Source organism: Mesorhizobium sp. CA8 (assembly GCF_020164955.1).
GTDB lineage: Bacteria > Pseudomonadota > Alphaproteobacteria > Rhizobiales > Rhizobiaceae > Mesorhizobium.
The window spans coordinates 15,893-33,699 of record NZ_JAIUHG010000013.1 but is presented as its reverse complement, the minus strand read 5'-3'; the positions used below and the strand labels follow the sequence as shown (position 1 = coordinate 33,699).

The following is a 17,807-nucleotide window of genomic DNA, read 5'->3' as shown; positions in this document are numbered from 1 at the left end:
TTTTTAGCTCCAGCCTTTGCATTGAGTCAACGCCGGCCTGGAGGCGCCCGTGGAAGAGGAATCCATTTCGCGCGACCATGTCGGCTCGTTGGAACGCGGCCTTACGGTGATGGAAATCCTCGCGCGCCATCCGGCCGGCATGACGCTGACCGAGATGGCGGAGGAGGCGGATCTCACCCGCGCGGGCGCGCGCCGTTTTCTGCTGACATTGGTCGCCACGGGCTATGCCACCCGGTCCGGCCGGCTGTTTTCGCTGTCGCCGCGTCTTTTGACGGTCGCGCGGACCTGGCTCGGCGGCGCATCGCTCTGGACGTCCGCGGCGCCGATCATGCGCGAGGTGGCGGCGAAATTCGACGAGGCCTGCAACGCGGCCGTGCTGTCGGGCGAAGACGTCGTCTATGTCGCGCGCATCCCCGGACGGCGCATCCTGAATGTGGCGCTCGATGTCGGTACGCGGCTGCCGGCCTATTGCACGTCGATGGGGCGGGTGCTGCTGTCCGGACTGGCGGCGGACGAGTTGCAGACCTTCCTGGCGCAAGCGAAGATCGAGCGGCGGACGCCGAAGACGATCACCGGCCGCGCCGCGCTCGGCAAGGCCATCGACAAGGCGAGAGCGGATGGCTTTGCCATCGTCGACGAGGAACTGGAACTCGGGCTGCGCTCGATCGCGGTGCCGATCGTCGATCGCGCCGGCCGCACCGTCGCCGCCATCAATGTCTCGACGCAATCCGCGCGTTTCTCGGTCGAGGCGATGGAGCGCGACATCCTGCCGGCGCTGCGGCAGGCCAAGCAGCGCGTCGAGGAGTTCTTCTTCATTTGAGCGGCGCGTCTCCGATTCTGCCGGTCAAGGCCGCAGGCTCATTCCGCGCCCAACCCCTCATTCTTGAATCGTGACCAAGGTTCGTTGACGGGGGAATTCCAATCCGATATTGAACAGGATTATACAGGTTCACTGAACAGGTATCGATATGGCCCGTCGCGCGACGCAGATCACTCCCGGCACGGGCAAGCCCGAGCAGATCGCGACGGTTCTGGAGCATGAGATACGCTCCGGTCTGCTCGGCTTCGGCGACCGCCTGCAGAGCGAAAACGAACTCGTCCAGCGCTTTTCCGTCAGCCGCAATACGGTCCGCAAGGGGCTCGAGGAACTGTCGAGCCGCGGGCTGATCACCACCAAGGTCGGCATCGGCTCCTTCGTCACCTTTGACGGCATGCCGGTCGACGACGCGATCGGCTGGTCGCGCGCGCTTGCCAATGCGGGCGCCAATGCCGAGACCCGCACTTTGCGGCTCGAGATCATCGAGGATGCCGAACTGGCGGCCAGGCTCGGCGTCGAGAGTCCATCCTTCATCGCCGTCGATCGCGCCCGCACCAATGCCGATGACGGCCATGCCATCTCGATCGAGCGCAGCCGGCTGCCGTTGTCGCCGGAATTGGAGGACATACCGCTGCGCGGCCTGCGCGAAGGCTCGCTGCACCAGACCCTGCGCGGGGCAGGGCTTGTTCCCGATCACGGCGAGGAATGGGTCGACATCGAGATGCTGAGCGCCGTTGACGCGGCGATCCTCGCCTGTTCGCCCGGCACGCCGTTCCTGCGCACACGCCGCCTGACACGCGCCGCCGACGGGCGTGCCATCGAATTCGTCACCAGCCTGCTCAACCCGGCGCATTTCGCGCTGCACCTGGAGTTCTGAGCATGGTGGCCGACGCAATGGACCGGGCTATGGGCGCGCTGATCGGCGGGGCGCTGGGCGATGCGCTGGGCATGCCGACGCAGCTTCTGTCGCCGGCCCGCATCGCCGCGCTCTACGGCCACGTCGAGGATTTCGTCGCGCCTGCCGCCGATCACCCGGTGTCGAAAGGGCTGCCCGCCGGCGCGATCACCGACGATACCGAACAGGCGCTGCTGCTTGGCCGCATCCTCGTCGAATCCGGCGAGCGCTTCGATCATGCACGCTGGGTCAACGCGCTGCTCGACTGGGAGCGCGAGGTCAAGGCGCGCGGCAGCTACGACCTGCTTGGACCATCAACCAAGCGCGCAATCGATGCCATCAACAGCGGCGTGCCGGCGGAGGAGGCCGGGCGCAGCGGCGACACCAATGGCGCTGCGATGCGCATCGCGCCGGTCGGCATCATGATGCCGCCGGAGCCGCTCGACGTTCTGGTTTCCAAGGTGGCGGAAACCTGCCGGGCCACGCACAACACGTCGATCGCCATTGCATCGGCTGCGGCGGTCGCAGCCGCTGTCAGTCTCGGTGTCTCGGGCGGGGACTGGCGCGCCGCTTCCGACCATGCGGTCGCCGCTGCAAGGCTAGGTGCTGCGCTCGGCCATTGGGTCACCGGCGGCAACATCGCCGCGCGCATCATCTGGGCGCAGGAGCTTGTCCGCGGCAAGGCGGAGAAGGAAGCCATCAAGCTGATCATCGATCTGGTCGGCACCGGCGTCGCCAGCCAGGAATCGGTGCCGGCGGCCTTCGCCGTGCTGGAGATCGCGCAAGGCGATGCGTGGCGGGCAGCCGTCATCGCGGCCAATCTCGGTGGCGATACCGACACGATCGGTGCGATTGCCGCCGGCATGGCCGGCGCCTGCGCTGGCCTGTCGAGGCTGCCGCAGGACCGCATCGCCCAACTGCATGGGATCGACATCGCGCAGCTTCGCGGGCTGGCTGGCGACCTGGTCGCCGCACGCGGCTCCAAGGCCGGCCAAGGCAAGGAGGTTGCCTGATGAGCGGGCGCCTCGTTCATGTCGGCAGCGCCGTGGTCGACTATGTCTACCGCATCGATGCCCTACCGGCGGCCGGCACGGAAAAGACCGCGTCAGCTTACGCGCGGGTCGCCGGCGGCGGCTTCAACATGATGGTGGCGGCAAGCCGCACCGGCATGAAGGTGGTGTTCGGCGGCCAGCTCGGCACCGGACCGGATGGAGACTTCCTGCGCGCCGCCTTCGCGGCCGAAGGCATCGAGACGCTGACGCCGCCATCGCCTTCGATGGACAGCGGCAATTGCGTCGCCATGATCAGCGGCGACGCCGAACGCACTTTCGTCTCCTGGCCGGGCGCCGAGAGCCGGCTCACGCCGGACATGATGAAGCCGGTGCAAGTGGTTCCGGGCGATTGGGTTTTCACCTCCGGCTATACGCTGAGCTATCGTGGCAGCCGCGATGCGCTTGCCGATTGGATCGAGGCGCTGCCGGCCGGCATTCCTTTCGTCTTCGATCCGACACCGGTGATCGCGGATATTCCACGGCCGATCCTGGACAGGGTTTTGGCGCGTACGACCTGGCTGAGCTGCAACACCAATGAGGCCGCCGAGATTGCCGGCGCCGGCGATGCCCAGACCGTTGCGATCCGATTGCTTGCCGAGCATTGCCCCAGGGCCGAAGGCGTCGTCATCCGCGCCGGCGCGCATGGCTGCCTTGTGCGCATGGCCGATGGCGGCACCCGCGCGGTGCCGGGTTTCGAGGTGGAAGCCGTCGACACCAATGGGGCCGGCGACACGCATATCGGCGCCTTCGTCAGCGGCCTTTCGCGCGGCATGGGTGCTTGCGAGGCGGCACGCTATGCCAATGCGGCCGCGGCGCTTTCGGTCACCCGCCATGGCGGGTCATCGGCGCCGACCGACATGGAAATCCAGGAGTTCCTGGCTGAGCGCGGCGAAGCGACGACCGCGCTCGGCCGGGCGGAAGCGACTGCAACTTAACAAGCCCGTCAATCGGGCAAACAATGAGAGGAAAAGAACATGCGCATGCCCAGACTGACCGCTTTCCTGACGGCGACCGCCGTCTTCGTCTCAGCATTTACGCTTGGAGCACAGGCCGCCGAGGAAGTGCATGTGCTCAACTGGAAGGGCTATGGCGCCGATGAACCGTGGGCGGTCGCAAATTTCGAGAAGGCGACCGGCTTCAAGGTGGTCAACGACTTTTTCAACTCCGAACAGGAGATGCTGACCAAGATCCGCACCAATCCCGGCCTCTACGACGTCGTCATGATCAACGCCGCCTTCAACGACCAGGCGATGGCCGGCAAGCTGATCCAGCCGATCGATGTCTCGAAGCTTTCCAACTATGCCGACATCGCCAAGGACAAAGCCAGCTCGCCGATGCTCAACCATGACGGCAAGGTCTATGGCGTGCCGTGGGTGTGGGGCCTGACGGCTTTGGCGATCAACGAGAAGTCCTTCGACAAGCCGCCGACGAGCATCGCCGAGATGTGGCACCCGGCGCATAAGGGCCGCGTCATCATCCGCGACGACGCCGTAGAGGCGGTGCAGTTCGGCGCAATCGCGACGGGGCAGAACATCAACGACATCAAGGATATGGACGCGGTCAAGGCGAAGCTCACCTCGCTGATGCCGCAGATCAAGACCTTCTGGAGCTCGGAGAACGACTGGAACCAGATGGTCGCCTCAAACCAGATCGACATCGGCACCTATTGGAGCGGCTCGGCCGACCGCGCCAAGACGCATTTCAAGCTGCCGGTCTCGCTGGTCATCCCGCAGGAAGGCGCCGTCGCCTGGCTCGACGCCTTCTCGATCCCGGTCGGCTCGAAGAATGTCGCGGGCGCCGAGGCCTTCATCAACTATATGATCGACCCGAAATTCTATGTTGAATGGGTCACCAAGGTCGGCGCGCCGGTTTCGGCCAACACCAAGGCTGTCGACGCGCTGCCCGAGGACGCCTTCAACCGCAAGGTTATGGGCAGCCCGGATGTCGCCAAGCGCATCCAGTTCCAGGCGCCGATCACCGATGCGCAGCGCGAGAAGTACCTGGCGCTGTGGCAGGAGCTGAAGGTCAACGTGAAGTAATCACGTCTTTCGGTGAGGAGAGGCAGATGGCTGACCAGCTTGCGATCGGTTCGCGCCGCGGACTGAAGCCGGCCCTGCCGCTTCTCCTTCCCGCCTATCTGTGGCTGACGGTCGCGATCTTCCTGCCGCTGTCGGCCATGGTCTTTTTCTCGTTCATGACCGACTTGCCGCTGGCCGGGAAGGAATGGTCGTTCACGCTCGGCAACTACGCTGCCTTCTTCTCGCAGAGCCTCTATTCGACGCTGCTGCTTTCATCGCTGCGGCTCGGGCTCGAGGTGACGCTTTGGTGCGTCGTCATCGGCTACCCGGCGGCCTATGTGCTGGCCAAGGTGCTGAAAGGACGCAGCCGCGAGGCGATCTTCCTGCTCGTCATCTTGCCCTTCTGGTCGAACGGGCTGGTGCGCATCTTCTCCTGGGCGATGGTGCTGCGCGAAGGCGGCATCCTCGACACCGCGCTCAACGCCGTCCTGCCGTTCAAGATCAACATCGATCTCATGTATTCCTATCCGGCCGTCATCATCGGCCTGGTGCACTCCTATGTGCCCTACATGGTGCTGACCTGTTACCTCACGCTGCAGGCCATCGACGACTCGCTGATCGAGGCGGGCCGCTCGCTTGGCGCGTCGCGTCGGCAGGTGCTGTGGCGGGTGATCATCCCGCTGTCTATGCCCGGCCTGATCGCGGGAGCGGCGCTGATCTTCGTGCCGGTCGTCGGCTCGTTCATGGAGCCGCGCATCCTCGGCGGCCGCACCGGCACTTTCTACGGTACCGTCATCGAGGACCAGTTCGTCGCGGTCTTCAATTGGCCACTGGGCGCGGCACTCTCCTTTATCCTGCTCGCGGTCGTGCTGATCATCCTGGCGCTGGCGGCGCCCGTGCTGCGGAGGGCTGCGTGATGGCGACAACGCGCATCCTCGAATGGCTCGGGCGCCTCTATATCGTGCTTTTGCTCGGCTTCCTCTACTTGCCGATCATCATCATGACGGCGATGTCTTTCAACGCTTCGCCCTTCTACCAATTGCCGTTCGAGTGGACGACGGACTGGTACGCCTCGCTCTGGCAGAACGATCAGCTGATCGCCGCGACCTGGAACAGCATCGAGATCGCGATCATCACCACTTTGATCTCGACGGTGCTGGGTTCGATGGCCTCGCTGGCGCTTTACCGTTACGACTTCCGCGGCAAGAAAGTGCTGCAGGCGCTGCTCTTCCCGCCGATCGCCATTCCGTGGCTGATCACCGGCACGGCAATGCTGATCTTCTTCTTCGGCGTCGGCATCGGCCGCGGGCTGGTGGCAATCCTGCTCGGCCATGTCGCGCTGGCGCTGCCTTATGTGATCGTCGTCGTCTCGGCGCGGCTGCAGACCTTCGCGCCTGAGCTGGAGGAGGCGGCGCGCTCGCTCGGCGCCAACCAGTGGCAGGTGACCATGCGGGTTACTTTGCCGTGGATCATGCCCGGGGTGATCGCCGGCGGGCTGTTCGCCTTCGCGGTGTCGTTCGACCAGTTCGTGGTCTCGTATTTCCTATCGACGCCGGGACAGACGACATTGCCGGTCGAAATCTATGCCGCGATCCGCAAGGGTTTTACGCCCGAGATCAACGCGGTCTCGACGATCATCATTGTCGTGTCGATGGCGCTGATGCTGCTCACGGCGCGCTTCTTCAAGTTTGGCGGAGAGAAATAATGGCTGGCGTCCAGGTCGCGAACGTTTCGCGCAGCTTCGGCGCGCACAGGGCGCTGGACGATGTCTCGATCGACTTCGCCGACGGCGGCTTCTATGCGCTGCTCGGACCGTCTGGCAGCGGCAAGACTACGCTGCTCCGCCAGATCGCCGGCTTCGATTTTCCCGACGCCGGCAGCATCGCCATAGGCGGCGAGAGCGTCGAGCGCGTGCCGGTCGAAAAGCGGCGCATCGGCATGGTGTTCCAGAACTATGCGCTGTTTCCCAATATGAGCGTCGCCGACAATGTCGCCTTCGGCCTTTCGGTGCGCGGCGAGCCGAAGGCGACGATCGCTATGGAAGTGCAGCGCGCGCTCGACCTCGTGCAACTCGGCAAGCTCGGCGGGCGAAGGCCGCATCAGCTCTCCGGCGGCCAGCGCCAGCGCGTGGCGCTGGCGCGGGCCATCGTCACCAAGCCGCGCGTGCTGCTTCTCGACGAGCCGCTCGGCGCGCTCGACAAGGCGTTGCGCGTCGATATGCAGATCGAGCTGAAGCGCATCCAGCGCGAGATCGGCATCACGACCATCTTCGTCACCCACGACCAGGAAGAGGCGCTGACGATGAGCGACCGCATCGGCATATTGCGCGACGGCAGGCTGGTGCAGGAAGGATCGCCGGAAGAGATCTACGATCGGCCGCAAAGCGAGTTCGCAGCGACCTTCCTCGGCGACGCCAATATCTTTCGCGGCGACGCGACCGGCTCCGGGATCAAGCTGCCGGACGGCACGACGATCGCGGCTTCCACAGGCGCATCGGTGCCGGCCGGCGCCAAGGCGAGCTGCGCGGTTCGCCCCGAGCGCATCCGGATTTCGCCCGGCGCGGCAAAGCCCGATCAAGCCACTGCCAACACGCTTACTGGGCAGATCTCGAAACGCATCTTCGCCGGCAACAACAGCACCTATTTCGTCGACCGCGACGGCCAGACGCTGAAGGTGATCGTCCAGAACACCGGCGCCGAGCGCCTGGCCGAAGGCCAGCCCGTCGTGCTCAACTGGTCGCCGGACAGCACGGTGCTTATCGCCGCTGAGCTTGGCGAGCCCCGCGGTCAAATCTCCGGGATGCTCTCGCGGAAAATCACCTGCAGCCGCGGCTGGTGAAGCTCGTAGGGCAATCCCCTGACCGAATGCGACAGGATGTTGAGCGCCTCCCGGGCCTCGACGCGCGGGTTCTGATCGATCACCGCGTCGAGCGTGCCGTCGAGCAAAAGCTCCTTCGTGCCGTCCGTCACCTCATGGCCGAGGAAGAGGATCTTCCTCGCGCGTCCGCGCTCCTTCAGCGCGCGGGCGATGCCGGTGTTGCCGGCGCCGACATTGTAGATCGCGGCGAGGTCGGGGTGGCGCTCGAGCAAAGCGGAGGCCTCGGAATAGGCCTTTTCGCGATCGTCGAGCATTTCACGCATCTCGACGATTTCGAGGTTGGGAGATTCTTCGGCGAGGATATGGCGAAAACCCATCTCGCGTTCCTCATGGCCGCGATAGGCGAGCGAGCCTGCGAACAGCGCAACCTTGCCCGGACGTCCGGCGCCCATGAAGCGGTTGAGCAGATAGCCGGCCAGCCGCCCGGCGGCGCGGTTGTCGATGCCGATATAGGCGACCCTCGGCACGTGCAGGATGTCGGAGGCGATGGTCACGACCTTGATGTCGCTCGCCGACAGCGAACGGATCGCCTCGCGCACCGTCGGGTGGTCGAGCGCGATGACGCCGACGCCTTGCGTCTGGCCGTGCAAGTCCTGCAGCAGGCGGGCGAGCCGGTCGGGGTTGAAGCCTTCGATGGTCGTCACGCGCACGTCGAGATCGGGCCGCGCCAATGCCTGCGCCTCGATGTGCCGGTGCAGCAGCTTGATGAAGGAGTTGGTGCCGGCCGGCAGCGCGAAGTCGAGCCTTATCGTCTGCCCCGGCACGGCTCTCTGCGGCGCGCCGTTCGGCGTTTCGGCGATGTAGCCCAGGCGCTGCGCCATCTCGATGACGATCTCGCGCGTGCGGGCGCGCACGCCTGGCCGGTTGTTGAGCACGCGGTCGACCGTGGCCGGAGAAACACCGGCTTCCCGGGCTATGTCTGTCAGGGTTGACCGCACGTCGAGCACCTCATCGCAAGCATCAAAATCACACAGGTTCCACTCAGTTCGGGAAAACGCTTCAGCAGCGACCGCGATTCTGATGTGAAATGATGTAACCGCCCTTGGCTTGCGCGCAAGCCAGCTGGGTACATAACGCGGCGAAGGTCCGGCCAATCCGGTCGGATCGAGGCGAAAGCCCCTCAAATCCAAGCAATGGGTGCGACGTGATGGGTTCGGCGGACTGCATTCTTTCCCTCATTTGCGATCTTATGACGTATTTTGAGTATTTATGATGTTGACAGGCTTCACGCACTGTCGTCAATATCCCTCACGCGGGCCATGGAGGAACAGGCCCCGAGGGAGGAATTCGATGTCTCAACTAATCCGCATGTCGCGGCGCCGCTTGTTGGCGTCCGGAGGAAAGGCGGCGGTGTTCGTCGCCGCGACTGGTATTGCACCGCAGTTCATTCGTCCCGGCCGCGCCTTCGCGGCGGACGCGCTGGCGCCCGGCATGATCGGCGGGCCGACCGGCTTCGATGGCGCCGAACGCTATCAGTACGGTCCCGACACGCCGGAAGGACGCGCCATCGAGGCAGCCAAGGCGCTGAAGGCGGCCGGCAAGGCGCCGGCAAAGATCGTGCTCGGCCTGTCGGACGGCTCGATCGGCCAGTTGACCAAGCCTTTCCCGGCCGGCGCGCCGTCGATCAAGGATCTGTGGGAAAAGGAAACCGGCATCGCGATCGAGATCGTCGGCCTGCCGAACGGCCAGGAATTCACCAAGACGATGCAGGACATCTCCACCAAGGGTGGGGCCTACGACATCTATTCGACCGAATGGAACCGCCTTGGCGATCTCGCCGAAACCGGCGGCATCGCCAAGCTCGACGACTTCGTTGCCAAGCACAGGCCGGAGTGGGACGACCCCAAACAGGGCTACGTCAACGGCGCCAAGGGCGTGTCGCTGCTCAACCAGTATCGCGGCTCGACCTATGGCGTGTCGCTGGACGGCGACTTCCAGACCTGGGTCTACCGCACGGATCTGTTCGGCGATGCCGCTGAGCAGAAGGCCTTCAAGGACAAATACGGCTACGACCTCGCTCCGCCGAAGACCTGGAAGCAGCACAGCGACGTCGCGGCCTTCTTCCAGCGGCCGGACAAGGGCCTGTTCGGCTCCACCGACCTGCGCAACCAGGGCTGGGGCTACACCAACTGGTACCAGCGCTATGTGTCGATGGCGTCGCCCAACCAGTTCCTGTTCGGCGACGACGGCAAGCCGCTGATCAATTCCGAGCAAGGCATTGCCGCCACCAAGGAATATGTGGAGTCGCTGGCGCATCATTCGCCCGACGCGATCTCGTGGGGCTGGCCGGAGCAGTATAGCAACTTCGCCAAGGGCGGGGCAGCGATGACCTGTGCCTTCTCCAACCTGCCGAAATTCCTCGACAATTCCGGCAACAAGGATTCCGCCGTCACCGGCAAGATCGGCTCCATGCTGCCGCCGGGCCGTGAGATCGACGGCAAGCTGATCAGCCGCTCGGTGCTCTGGTTCTCGCTGACCGGCATGGTCTCGTCGCAGTCGAAGAATCCGGAGGCCGCCTACCTGTTGCTGCAGTGGCTGGGTTCTGCCCGCATCTATGCCTGGATGAGTGCCAATCCCGGCGGTTATCTCGATCCGTTCCGGCTCTCGGACTTCTCCGATCCGCTGGTCCGCCAGACCTATCACGCCTACCACATGGACGTGGTGCGCGAGACGGTGGCGCGCACGGTGCCGACCATCAACTATCCAGGCGCCACGGCCTTCCACAACGCGCTCGACGAGAACCTCGTGGCCTCGCTGACCAAGGCCAAGACGCCGGAGCAGGCGATGGCCGACACCGAACGCGAATGGAAGAAGATCGCGCGGCGCATCGGCGAGGACAAACTCCTCGAAGCCATCAAGACCAACAAGGAGGCCTGGCCCACAGTTCTCGATCCGATCAGCTGATCCGCCTCCCTGGATCAGAGCCGGAGGGGAGGGGCGTCAGCTCTTCCCCTCCTTCCTTAACGCCGCCAGCAAAGCAACCAGATGAAGCGTTCCGTTCCCTTCGAGATATTCCGCTATGCCGCGATCTTCGCGGCGATGGCTGTGACGTTGGTGCCGATCCTGTGGATGGTGTCGATGGCGTTCAAGCCGATCGGCGAGTGGTCGGCGACCGGCGCCGACCTGACCTGGTGGCCGAGGCAGCCGACGCTCAGCAATTTCCGCTTCGTGTTCGGCGAATCCGACAACGACCTGATCGTCGCGCTGGACCATACGGCGGTGAAGCCGATCCTGTCGTCGCTGCTTTCGGCGGTGTTCGGGACCGTGATCGCCATGTCGGCGGGCACCGCTGCCGCCTACGGCCTTTCGCGTTTCGGCTCGGGCCAGAACCTGCCGCTAGCGCTGACCCAGCTCAGGCTGTTTCCGCCGATGGCGGTGATGATCCCGGTGATGATCATGTGGGCTTTCCTCAACCTCAATGACACGTGGTTGGGGCTGGCGCTGATCTACGGCATCGTCACGCTGCCTTTCGCCTTCTGGCTGATGAAGACCTTCTTCGACGACATGCCGCGCGAGATCGAGGAGGCCGCACTGGTCGAGGGCTGCTCGCGGCTGCGCGTCTTCACCCGCATCACGCTGCCGATGATGCGCGCGCCGCTGGCGAGTGCTGCGCTCTTCGTCTTCATCCTCAACTGGTCGGATTATCTCATCGCGCTGCTGCTCACCACGCGCGAATGGGTGACGATCCCCGTCTACATGGCGTCGCTGTCGTCCTCGATGACAGGGCAGCTCTACGGCGCGAAGGCTGCGCTCGGCCTGATCGCGGCGGTGCCGCCCGTCATCATGGGCATCGCCATCCAGCGTCATCTGGTGCGCGGGCTGACCTTCGGAGCGCTCAAGCAATGAGCGCGGTGACGGCGACGATTTCGGAGGACGAAATGGGCGCGCGGACAAAGCCCGCCACGCCTGACGAGGGCGCGCGGCTGGGCTTCCGACTGACCTTGCCGGCGCAGATATTGGTGCTGTTCATCTCGGCCTTTCCGCTGCTGATGCAGCTCTACATCAGCGTCACCGACTGGTCGCCGCTCTCCGGCATCGGCTGGTGGAACGCCTGGGAGATGTGGAACAGTTTTGCCAACTATACCGACCTTGCGGCCGACACCCGCTTCTGGAGCGCCTTGCAGCGCACCGCGATCGTCATGCTGGTCTGCGTGCCGGCGGAGTTCCTGCTGGGTTTGGCGCTGGCGACGCTGTTTGCCGACGACTTCCCCGGCAAGCGCATCTTTTATTCGATCCTTTTGATGCCGATGATGGTCGTGCCCGCGGTCGCCGGCTACATGTTCTTCATGCTGTTCCAGTCGGGCGGCCCGGTGAACGACATCCTGTCGCGGATCGTTGGCACGCCGGTCACCATCGCCTGGCTGTCCGATCCGAACCTCGCGTTGATCGCGGTCATGGTCGCCGACATCTGGCAGTGGACGCCGCTGATGTTCCTCATCCTGCTTGCCGGCCTGGTCGGTGTGCCGGAAGACCAGATGAAGGCGGCGACGCTGCTCGGCGCCGATGCCTGGCAGCGCTTCACCACCATCGTGCTGCCGAAGATGAAGACGATCATCATCATCGCGCTGGCGATCCGGGTGATCGAGAACTTCAAGATCTTCGACACGCTCTACATCATGACCGGCGGCGGCCCCGGCGTCGCCACCGAGACGATCTCCGTCTACATCTATAAGGTCACCACGCAGGACCTGATCTGGGGCTATGGGGCGGCCATCGCTTTAGCCATCCTGATCGTGCTTTCGATCGTCGCGGTCTACGCCATGAAGCGCATGGCCAAGGCGCGGGAGGTGCCGGCATGAGCGCCATCCATCTTCAGAACCTGGTCAAAAAATTCGGCGACTTCACCGCGCTGAAGACGATGGATCTCGAAATCGCCGACAGCGAGTTCATGGCGCTGCTCGGGCCGTCCGGCTGCGGCAAGTCGACGACGATGAACATGATCGCCGGCATGGAGGAGCCGACCAGCGGCAAGATCCTGTTCGGCGAGCGCGACATGGCGGGCGTGCCGATGGGACGGCGCGGCGTGGGCTTCGTGTTCCAGAACTACGCCATCTTCACCCATATGACGGTGCGACAGAACCTCGCCTACGGACCAAGGATGCGCGGTGCCGCCAAAGCCGAGATCGATCGCCGCGTCGGCGCCATCGCCGAGATGCTGCAGCTTTCGCCACTGCTCGGCCACAAGGCGGACCGGCTTTCGGTCAACATCCTGCAGCGCGTGGCGATCGGCCGCTCGGCGATCATGGAGCCGGCGATCTTCCTGCTCGACGAGCCGCTGTCCAATGTCGACGCGGCCTTCCGCGCGGTGATGCGCACCGAGCTCAAGCAACTGCAGCGCCAGTTCAGGCAGACGATGGTTTATGTCACGCATGACCAGCTCGAAGCGATGACTATGGCCGATCGCATCGCGGTGATGGATCATGGCGTGCTGCAGCAGGTCGGCACGCCACTCGAAGTCTACAACAATCCGGCCAATGTCTTCGTTGCGCGCTTCATCGGCGCCCCGGGCATGAACCTGCTCAAGGGCAGGCCGGCGGAGAGCGATCGCGGGCTGGTGATCGATCTCGGACCGCTCGGCGTCACCCCGCCTTTGCCGGACGAACTGGCAACCGCGCTGCGCACAGTGCGCGGCGACGTGCTCTACGGTTTCCGGCCGGAGCAGGTGACGCTTGCCGAACGCGGGCTGTCGATGCCGGTGAGCTTCGTCGAGCGGATCGGGGCGCGCACGATCGTCCATCTCGGCGAAGGCGAGGGCGCGGTGAAGGCGGTGTTCGAGAACGGTGTCGGGCTGTCAGTCGGACAGGCTGCGGTGGTCGCGCCGCCGGCCTCGTCGGTGCGCGTCTTCGACGCCGCGACCGGCCTTGCAGTGAGGGCGGGCTGAGCCATGTCCGATATCGTTTTCCGCAATGTCACGAAGCGCTACGGCAACACCCTTGCCGTCGACGACACTTCCTTCACCGTCAACGACAACGAGTTCTTCTGCTTCTTCGGTCCGCCGCTGTCGGGCAAGTCGACGATCCTGCGCCTTGTGCTTGGATTGGAGCAGCCGGACCAAGGCGAGATCCTGATCGGCGGCAAGCCGGTCAACAGCGTCTCGCCGGCCGAACGCAACGTCGCTATGGTGTTCCAGAACCTGGCGCTGTTCCCGCATATGAGCGCGCGCGACAATGTCCGCTTTCCGCTGGTCGAGCGGAAGGTGGCAGAGGCCGAGATCGAGAAGCGGCTGGCCGAAGTCGCGGCCAAGCTCCATATCGGCCACATCCTGCATAAGCCGCCGGCGCAGCTTTCCGGCGGCGAGCGGCAGCGCGTGGCGATCGCGCGCGCCCTGGTGCGCGACCCGGCCGCCTATCTGATGGACGATCCGATCTCGGCGCTCGATGCGCGGCTGCGCGAGGAGACGCGCGTCGAGCTGAAGCGCATCCAGCGCGAGCTCGGCAAAACGCTGATCTACGTCACGCACGACCAGGAAGAGGCGATGTCGGTCGCCGACCGCATGGCGATCCTGGAGAACGGCCGCATCCGGCAGATCGGCGCGCCGTCGGAAATCTACGACCGGCCGGCAAGCGCCTATGTGGCGCGCATGCTGGGATCGCCGATGATGAACATCCTGCCGTCGGTGCGCGGCGCAAGCGGGATCGAGGCGGCCGAAGGGACAATCCGCATTGCCGATGCCGAAGCGCCCGCCGAGGCGATCGAGATCGGGTTGAGACCCGAAGACATCGAGGTGCGGCCATGGACGGGAAACGGGACGGCGGAAGTCCGTCCGGCGCGGGTGTTCGAGGTCGAGCCGCTCGGCGGCTACACCGTGGTGACTCTGGCGGCCGGGCAAGCACGGCTTAGGGCATTGCTGCGCGGGCAGCCCGACATCATGCCGGATGCGATGGTGGCGATTTCCTGCGAGCCGGGCCGCGTGCATTATTTCGGCCAGGACGGAGGCGCGCTGTGACGGCGGCCGCTAGGACGGAATTTCGGGAGGAAGAGATGGCAGAAAAACGCTTCGAGCCGGACGTCAAGGTTCGCACCAGGGACTACAAGATCGGCTGCGTCGGCGCCGGCATGATCATGGCTGAGTGTCATCTGGCGGCCTACAAGGAAGCGGGCTTTCCGGTGGTGGCAATCGCCTCGCGCACCAAGGCGAATGCTCAGAAGGTCGCCACCCGCTGGGACATTCCGACTGTCCACGACACGCCGGAACAGCTGATCGAAGATCCCAACGTCGACATCATCGATCTGGCCTTTCCGCCGGACCAGCAGCCGGCGCTGATCCGCCATGCGCTGAAGCAGAAGCACATCAAGGCGATCCTGGCGCAGAAGCCCCTGGCGCTGTCGGTCGAGGAAGCCGTCAAGCTGCGCGACGAGGCGGCGAGGGCCGGCAAGATCCTCTCGGTCAACCAGAACATGCGCTACGACCAGTCGATGCGCGTCCTGAAGCAGATCATCGACAGCGGCGCGCTCGGTGACATCGTCTTCGCGCAGATCGACATGCATGCGATCCCGCATTGGCAGACCTTTCTTCAAGGCTACGATCGGCTGACGCTCGCCAATATGAGCGTGCACCACCTCGACGTGTTGCGTTTCCTGTTCGGCGATCCCGACGAGATCACGACGCTGACACGCAAGGACCCGCGCACCCAGTTCGACCACTCCGACGGCATCACCGTCTCGACGCTGCGCTTCCCGTCGGGCGTGCTTGCCGTCTCGCTGGAGGACGTCTGGTCCGGTCCGCGCCAGGAAGGTTACAAGGATGACCAGCACATCAACTGGCGCGTCGACGGCACCAAGGGCGTCGCCAAGGGCACGATCGGCTGGCCGACGGGTGCGGCCTCGACGCTGACCTACGCTTCGGCCGAGACGACCGGCGGCGAATGGGTGTGCCCGAGCTGGGAAACGATGTGGTTCCCGCATGCCTTCATCGGCGTGATGGAACAGCTGCAGCACGCCGTGAAGACCGGCACGCCGCCGGCGCTCTCCGTCGCCGACAACGTCAAGACCATGGCGCTGGTCGAGGCGGGCTACCGTTCGATGGCCGCGGGCCGGACGGTCAAGCTCTCCGAAATCTCAATCACCTGAAAACATTGGCAACTGAATCAACCCAATCAACTGAAATCACTGGCAACTGAATCGCTTACAGGGAGGAATTCACATCATGATGCAGGCAGGTATTTTCACGGGCTATTTCCCGTACGGCCTCGAGGAGACGGCGCAGAAGATCCGCGGTCTCGGCTTCAACACGGTGCAGCTCGACCTGCACTTCAAGGACATCGACCTCTCGGCCGGCCAGATCACCACGGACAAGGCGAAGAAGGTGCGCGACACCTTCCGCGACCATAACCTGCCGATCTGCTGCGTGTCGGGCTACACCAACATCATCCATCCGGACAAGGCGGAGCGCGAGAAGCGCGTCGGCTATCTCAAGGAGATCATCCGCAATGCGCGCCATTTCGGCTCGCCTTACGTGATCTCGGAAACCGGCACCTACAACACCGAGTCGGACTGGGTGCATCACCCGAAGAACAAGACCGAGGAAGGCTTTGAGGAGTGCCGCAAGGTGATCGCCGACCTTGCCCAAACAGCTTACGACCATGGCGCGGTCTTCCTGCTCGAAACCTATGTCAACAATGTCGTCGGCTCGGTCGAAGAGACGGTGAAGATGTTCGCGCAGGTCGACCATCCCGGCCTCGGCCTGCTGATGGATCCGACCAACTATTTCGAGACCCACAACATCGACCGGATGGACCAGATCCTGAACCAGGTCTTCGACACGCTGACCGACAAGATCAAAATCGCGCATGCCAAGGACGTGAAACGCTCGGGCGACGACAAGTCCGAGAAGCATGCCGATATCGGCGATGCGGACGCGATGGAAAGCCACACCTTCCGCGGTGTGGGCGAGATCGAGCTGCCGGCGCCGGGCCTCGGCTCTCTGAACTACGACCTCTATCTCAAGCGTCTCGCCGAGAAGCATCCGAATATCCCGATAATCATCGAGCATCTGTCGGAAGACGACGTGCCGCGCGCCAAGAAGTTCCTCGACGGCAAGTTGCGCGAGAACGGCCTCTAAGGGGTCGCGCGGGCGCCGTCGCTCGGATGGCGCCCTGCGGCTGCATGAACACAAGGTGGAGGAAACCAGATGTTGAAATTCGGATTGAAACTGGCGGCCGCGGCGACCGTATTCGCCGGCATCGCGTTCGGCTCGGCTGCGCAAGCCGCGGACGGCCAGAAGACGTTCTATCTCTTGTCGCATGGCGGCCCGTCCGATGCGTTCTGGATCGACTGGAACGCCGGCGCCACCAAGGCCTGTGAACAACTCAAGGTGACCTGCAAGATCTCCTTCAGCGGCGGCGACATGGCGGCGCAGAAGGAAGCCTTCAACTCGGCGCTCGCCGCCAAGCCGGACGGCATTGCCACGACCTCGGCGCAGCCGGGGCTGTGGACCGAGGAAGTGAAGGCTGCCAAGGCCGCCGGCATACCGATCGTGTTCTTCAATACGGACGATCCGGCCACCGGCCGCCAGGCCTATGTCGGCGCCGATCTCAAGGAAGCCGGCGCCATCTGGGCGAAGTACCTCGTCGACCACAAGATGGTGAAGCAGGGCGACAAGGTGTTCCTGCCGGTCGAGGTGCCCGGCGCCAGCTACCAGCAGCTCGAGACGGAAGGCATCGCCGGCGTCTTCGATCCGCTCGGCATCAAGTATGATGTGGTCGATTGCGGCAGCGACCCGGCGGGCATCATCGCCAAGATGACCGACTATATGGTCGCCAACAATCCGCCGGCGATCATCGCGCTCGGCGATTCCGTCGCGGCCAGCGTCAAGCGAGTGTTCGACGGCGCCGGCATTCCGGCCGGCAAGATCCCCGTCGTCGGCTGGGGCAATTCCAAGGAGACGGCGCAGGCGGTCAAGGACGGCTTCGTCAATGCCGCCGCCTGGCAGTATCCTTCGGCGCAAGGCTTCATGCCGGTCGCGCTGCTCGGTCTCGCGGCCTCGGGCGAGCCGATCGGCTACGACATCCACACCTTCGGCCTCTACGACGCCTCCAGCGTCGAGCCGATCCTGAAGCTCTACGACAAGAAGTGAGAGAACTGGCGCCCGTCGTGTGAGCGGCGGGCGCAAGGCAGAAAGCATGGTTCAGCAAGTCATGGTTCAGCAA

Annotated in this window: 17 protein-coding genes; 16 read left to right on the top strand and 1 reads right to left on the bottom strand. The window is 64.4% G+C overall.

Features of this window, described 5'->3' with window-relative positions:
• Positions 1 to 49 precede the first annotated feature (49 nt).
• From LB553_RS15825 to LB553_RS15790, 8 genes are all read left to right on the top strand, one after another.
• The gene (locus tag LB553_RS15825; RefSeq protein WP_224514647.1) at positions 50 to 820 is read left to right on the top strand and encodes an IclR family transcriptional regulator C-terminal domain-containing protein; all 771 of its coding nucleotides are present in this window, start codon (positions 50 to 52) and stop codon (positions 818 to 820) included.
• Between the two features lie 148 nt (positions 821 to 968).
• Positions 969 to 1,694: a GntR family transcriptional regulator gene (locus tag LB553_RS15820; protein WP_224514646.1), complete on the top strand. Its 726-nt coding sequence runs from the start codon at positions 969 to 971 to the stop codon at positions 1,692 to 1,694.
• Between the two features lie 2 nt (positions 1,695 to 1,696).
• Entirely contained in the window at positions 1,697 to 2,725 is a 1,029-nt protein-coding gene (locus LB553_RS15815; protein ID WP_224514645.1) for an ADP-ribosylglycohydrolase family protein, read from the top strand.
• Positions 2,725 to 3,699 carry a PfkB family carbohydrate kinase gene (locus tag LB553_RS15810; RefSeq protein ID WP_224514644.1) on the top strand — a complete coding sequence of 325 codons (975 nt, stop codon included), beginning with the start codon at positions 2,725 to 2,727 and terminating at the stop codon, positions 3,697 to 3,699. The genes LB553_RS15815 and LB553_RS15810 overlap by 1 nt, the downstream gene beginning before the upstream one ends.
• 39 nt (positions 3,700 to 3,738) lie before the next feature.
• Positions 3,739 to 4,803, top strand: a complete 1,065-nt coding sequence (locus LB553_RS15805) for an ABC transporter substrate-binding protein (RefSeq protein ID WP_224514643.1) — start codon at positions 3,739 to 3,741, stop codon at positions 4,801 to 4,803.
• 26 nt (positions 4,804 to 4,829) lie between these two features.
• Positions 4,830 to 5,699 (top strand): ABC transporter permease, encoded by an 870-nt coding sequence (locus LB553_RS15800; protein ID WP_224514642.1) that lies wholly within the window; start codon positions 4,830 to 4,832, stop codon positions 5,697 to 5,699.
• Positions 5,699 to 6,487, top strand: a complete 789-nt coding sequence (locus tag LB553_RS15795) for an ABC transporter permease (RefSeq protein ID WP_224514641.1) — start codon at positions 5,699 to 5,701, stop codon at positions 6,485 to 6,487. Before LB553_RS15800 ends, LB553_RS15795 begins: the two co-directional genes overlap by 1 nt.
• Positions 6,487 to 7,620 (top strand): ABC transporter ATP-binding protein, encoded by a 1,134-nt coding sequence (locus LB553_RS15790; protein ID WP_224514640.1) that lies wholly within the window; start codon positions 6,487 to 6,489, stop codon positions 7,618 to 7,620. Before LB553_RS15795 ends, LB553_RS15790 begins: the two co-directional genes overlap by 1 nt.
• On the opposite strand, the gene LB553_RS15785 is transcribed toward LB553_RS15790, so the two are convergent.
• On the bottom strand, positions 7,569 to 8,597 hold the full coding sequence (locus tag LB553_RS15785; RefSeq protein ID WP_224514639.1) for a LacI family DNA-binding transcriptional regulator: 1,029 nt from the start codon (positions 8,595 to 8,597) through the stop codon (positions 7,569 to 7,571). The two genes, LB553_RS15790 and LB553_RS15785, sit on opposite strands and share 52 nt — an antisense overlap.
• Positions 8,598 to 8,949: 352 nt before the next feature.
• On the opposite strand from LB553_RS15785, the gene LB553_RS15780 reads away from it, so the two are divergent.
• The 8 genes from LB553_RS15780 to LB553_RS15745 all read left to right on the top strand — a co-directional run bounded on the left by LB553_RS15780 (position 8,950) and on the right by LB553_RS15745 (position 17,734).
• Positions 8,950 to 10,563: an extracellular solute-binding protein gene (locus tag LB553_RS15780; RefSeq protein WP_224514637.1), complete on the top strand. Its 1,614-nt coding sequence runs from the start codon at positions 8,950 to 8,952 to the stop codon at positions 10,561 to 10,563.
• Between the two features lie 81 nt (positions 10,564 to 10,644).
• Entirely contained in the window at positions 10,645 to 11,505 is an 861-nt protein-coding gene (locus LB553_RS15775) for a carbohydrate ABC transporter permease (protein WP_224514636.1), read from the top strand.
• Entirely contained in the window at positions 11,502 to 12,458 is a 957-nt protein-coding gene (locus LB553_RS15770) for a carbohydrate ABC transporter permease (RefSeq protein WP_224514634.1), read from the top strand. The genes LB553_RS15775 and LB553_RS15770 overlap by 4 nt, the downstream gene beginning before the upstream one ends.
• Positions 12,455 to 13,540: an ABC transporter ATP-binding protein gene (locus LB553_RS15765; RefSeq protein ID WP_224514632.1), complete on the top strand. Its 1,086-nt coding sequence runs from the start codon at positions 12,455 to 12,457 to the stop codon at positions 13,538 to 13,540. The genes LB553_RS15770 and LB553_RS15765 overlap by 4 nt, the downstream gene beginning before the upstream one ends.
• Before the next feature lie 3 nt (positions 13,541 to 13,543).
• Positions 13,544 to 14,605: an ABC transporter ATP-binding protein gene (locus tag LB553_RS15760; protein ID WP_224514629.1), complete on the top strand. Its 1,062-nt coding sequence runs from the start codon at positions 13,544 to 13,546 to the stop codon at positions 14,603 to 14,605.
• Between the two features lie 35 nt (positions 14,606 to 14,640).
• Positions 14,641 to 15,729 carry a Gfo/Idh/MocA family protein gene (locus tag LB553_RS15755; RefSeq protein ID WP_224514628.1) on the top strand — a complete coding sequence of 363 codons (1,089 nt, stop codon included), beginning with the start codon at positions 14,641 to 14,643 and terminating at the stop codon, positions 15,727 to 15,729.
• 76 nt (positions 15,730 to 15,805) lie between these two features.
• Entirely contained in the window at positions 15,806 to 16,720 is a 915-nt protein-coding gene (locus LB553_RS15750) for a sugar phosphate isomerase/epimerase family protein (protein WP_224514626.1), read from the top strand.
• A gap of 69 nt (positions 16,721 to 16,789) precedes the next feature.
• The gene (locus LB553_RS15745; protein ID WP_224514624.1) at positions 16,790 to 17,734 is read left to right on the top strand and encodes a substrate-binding domain-containing protein; all 945 of its coding nucleotides are present in this window, start codon (positions 16,790 to 16,792) and stop codon (positions 17,732 to 17,734) included.
• The last annotated feature ends 73 nt before the right edge of the window (positions 17,735 to 17,807 follow it).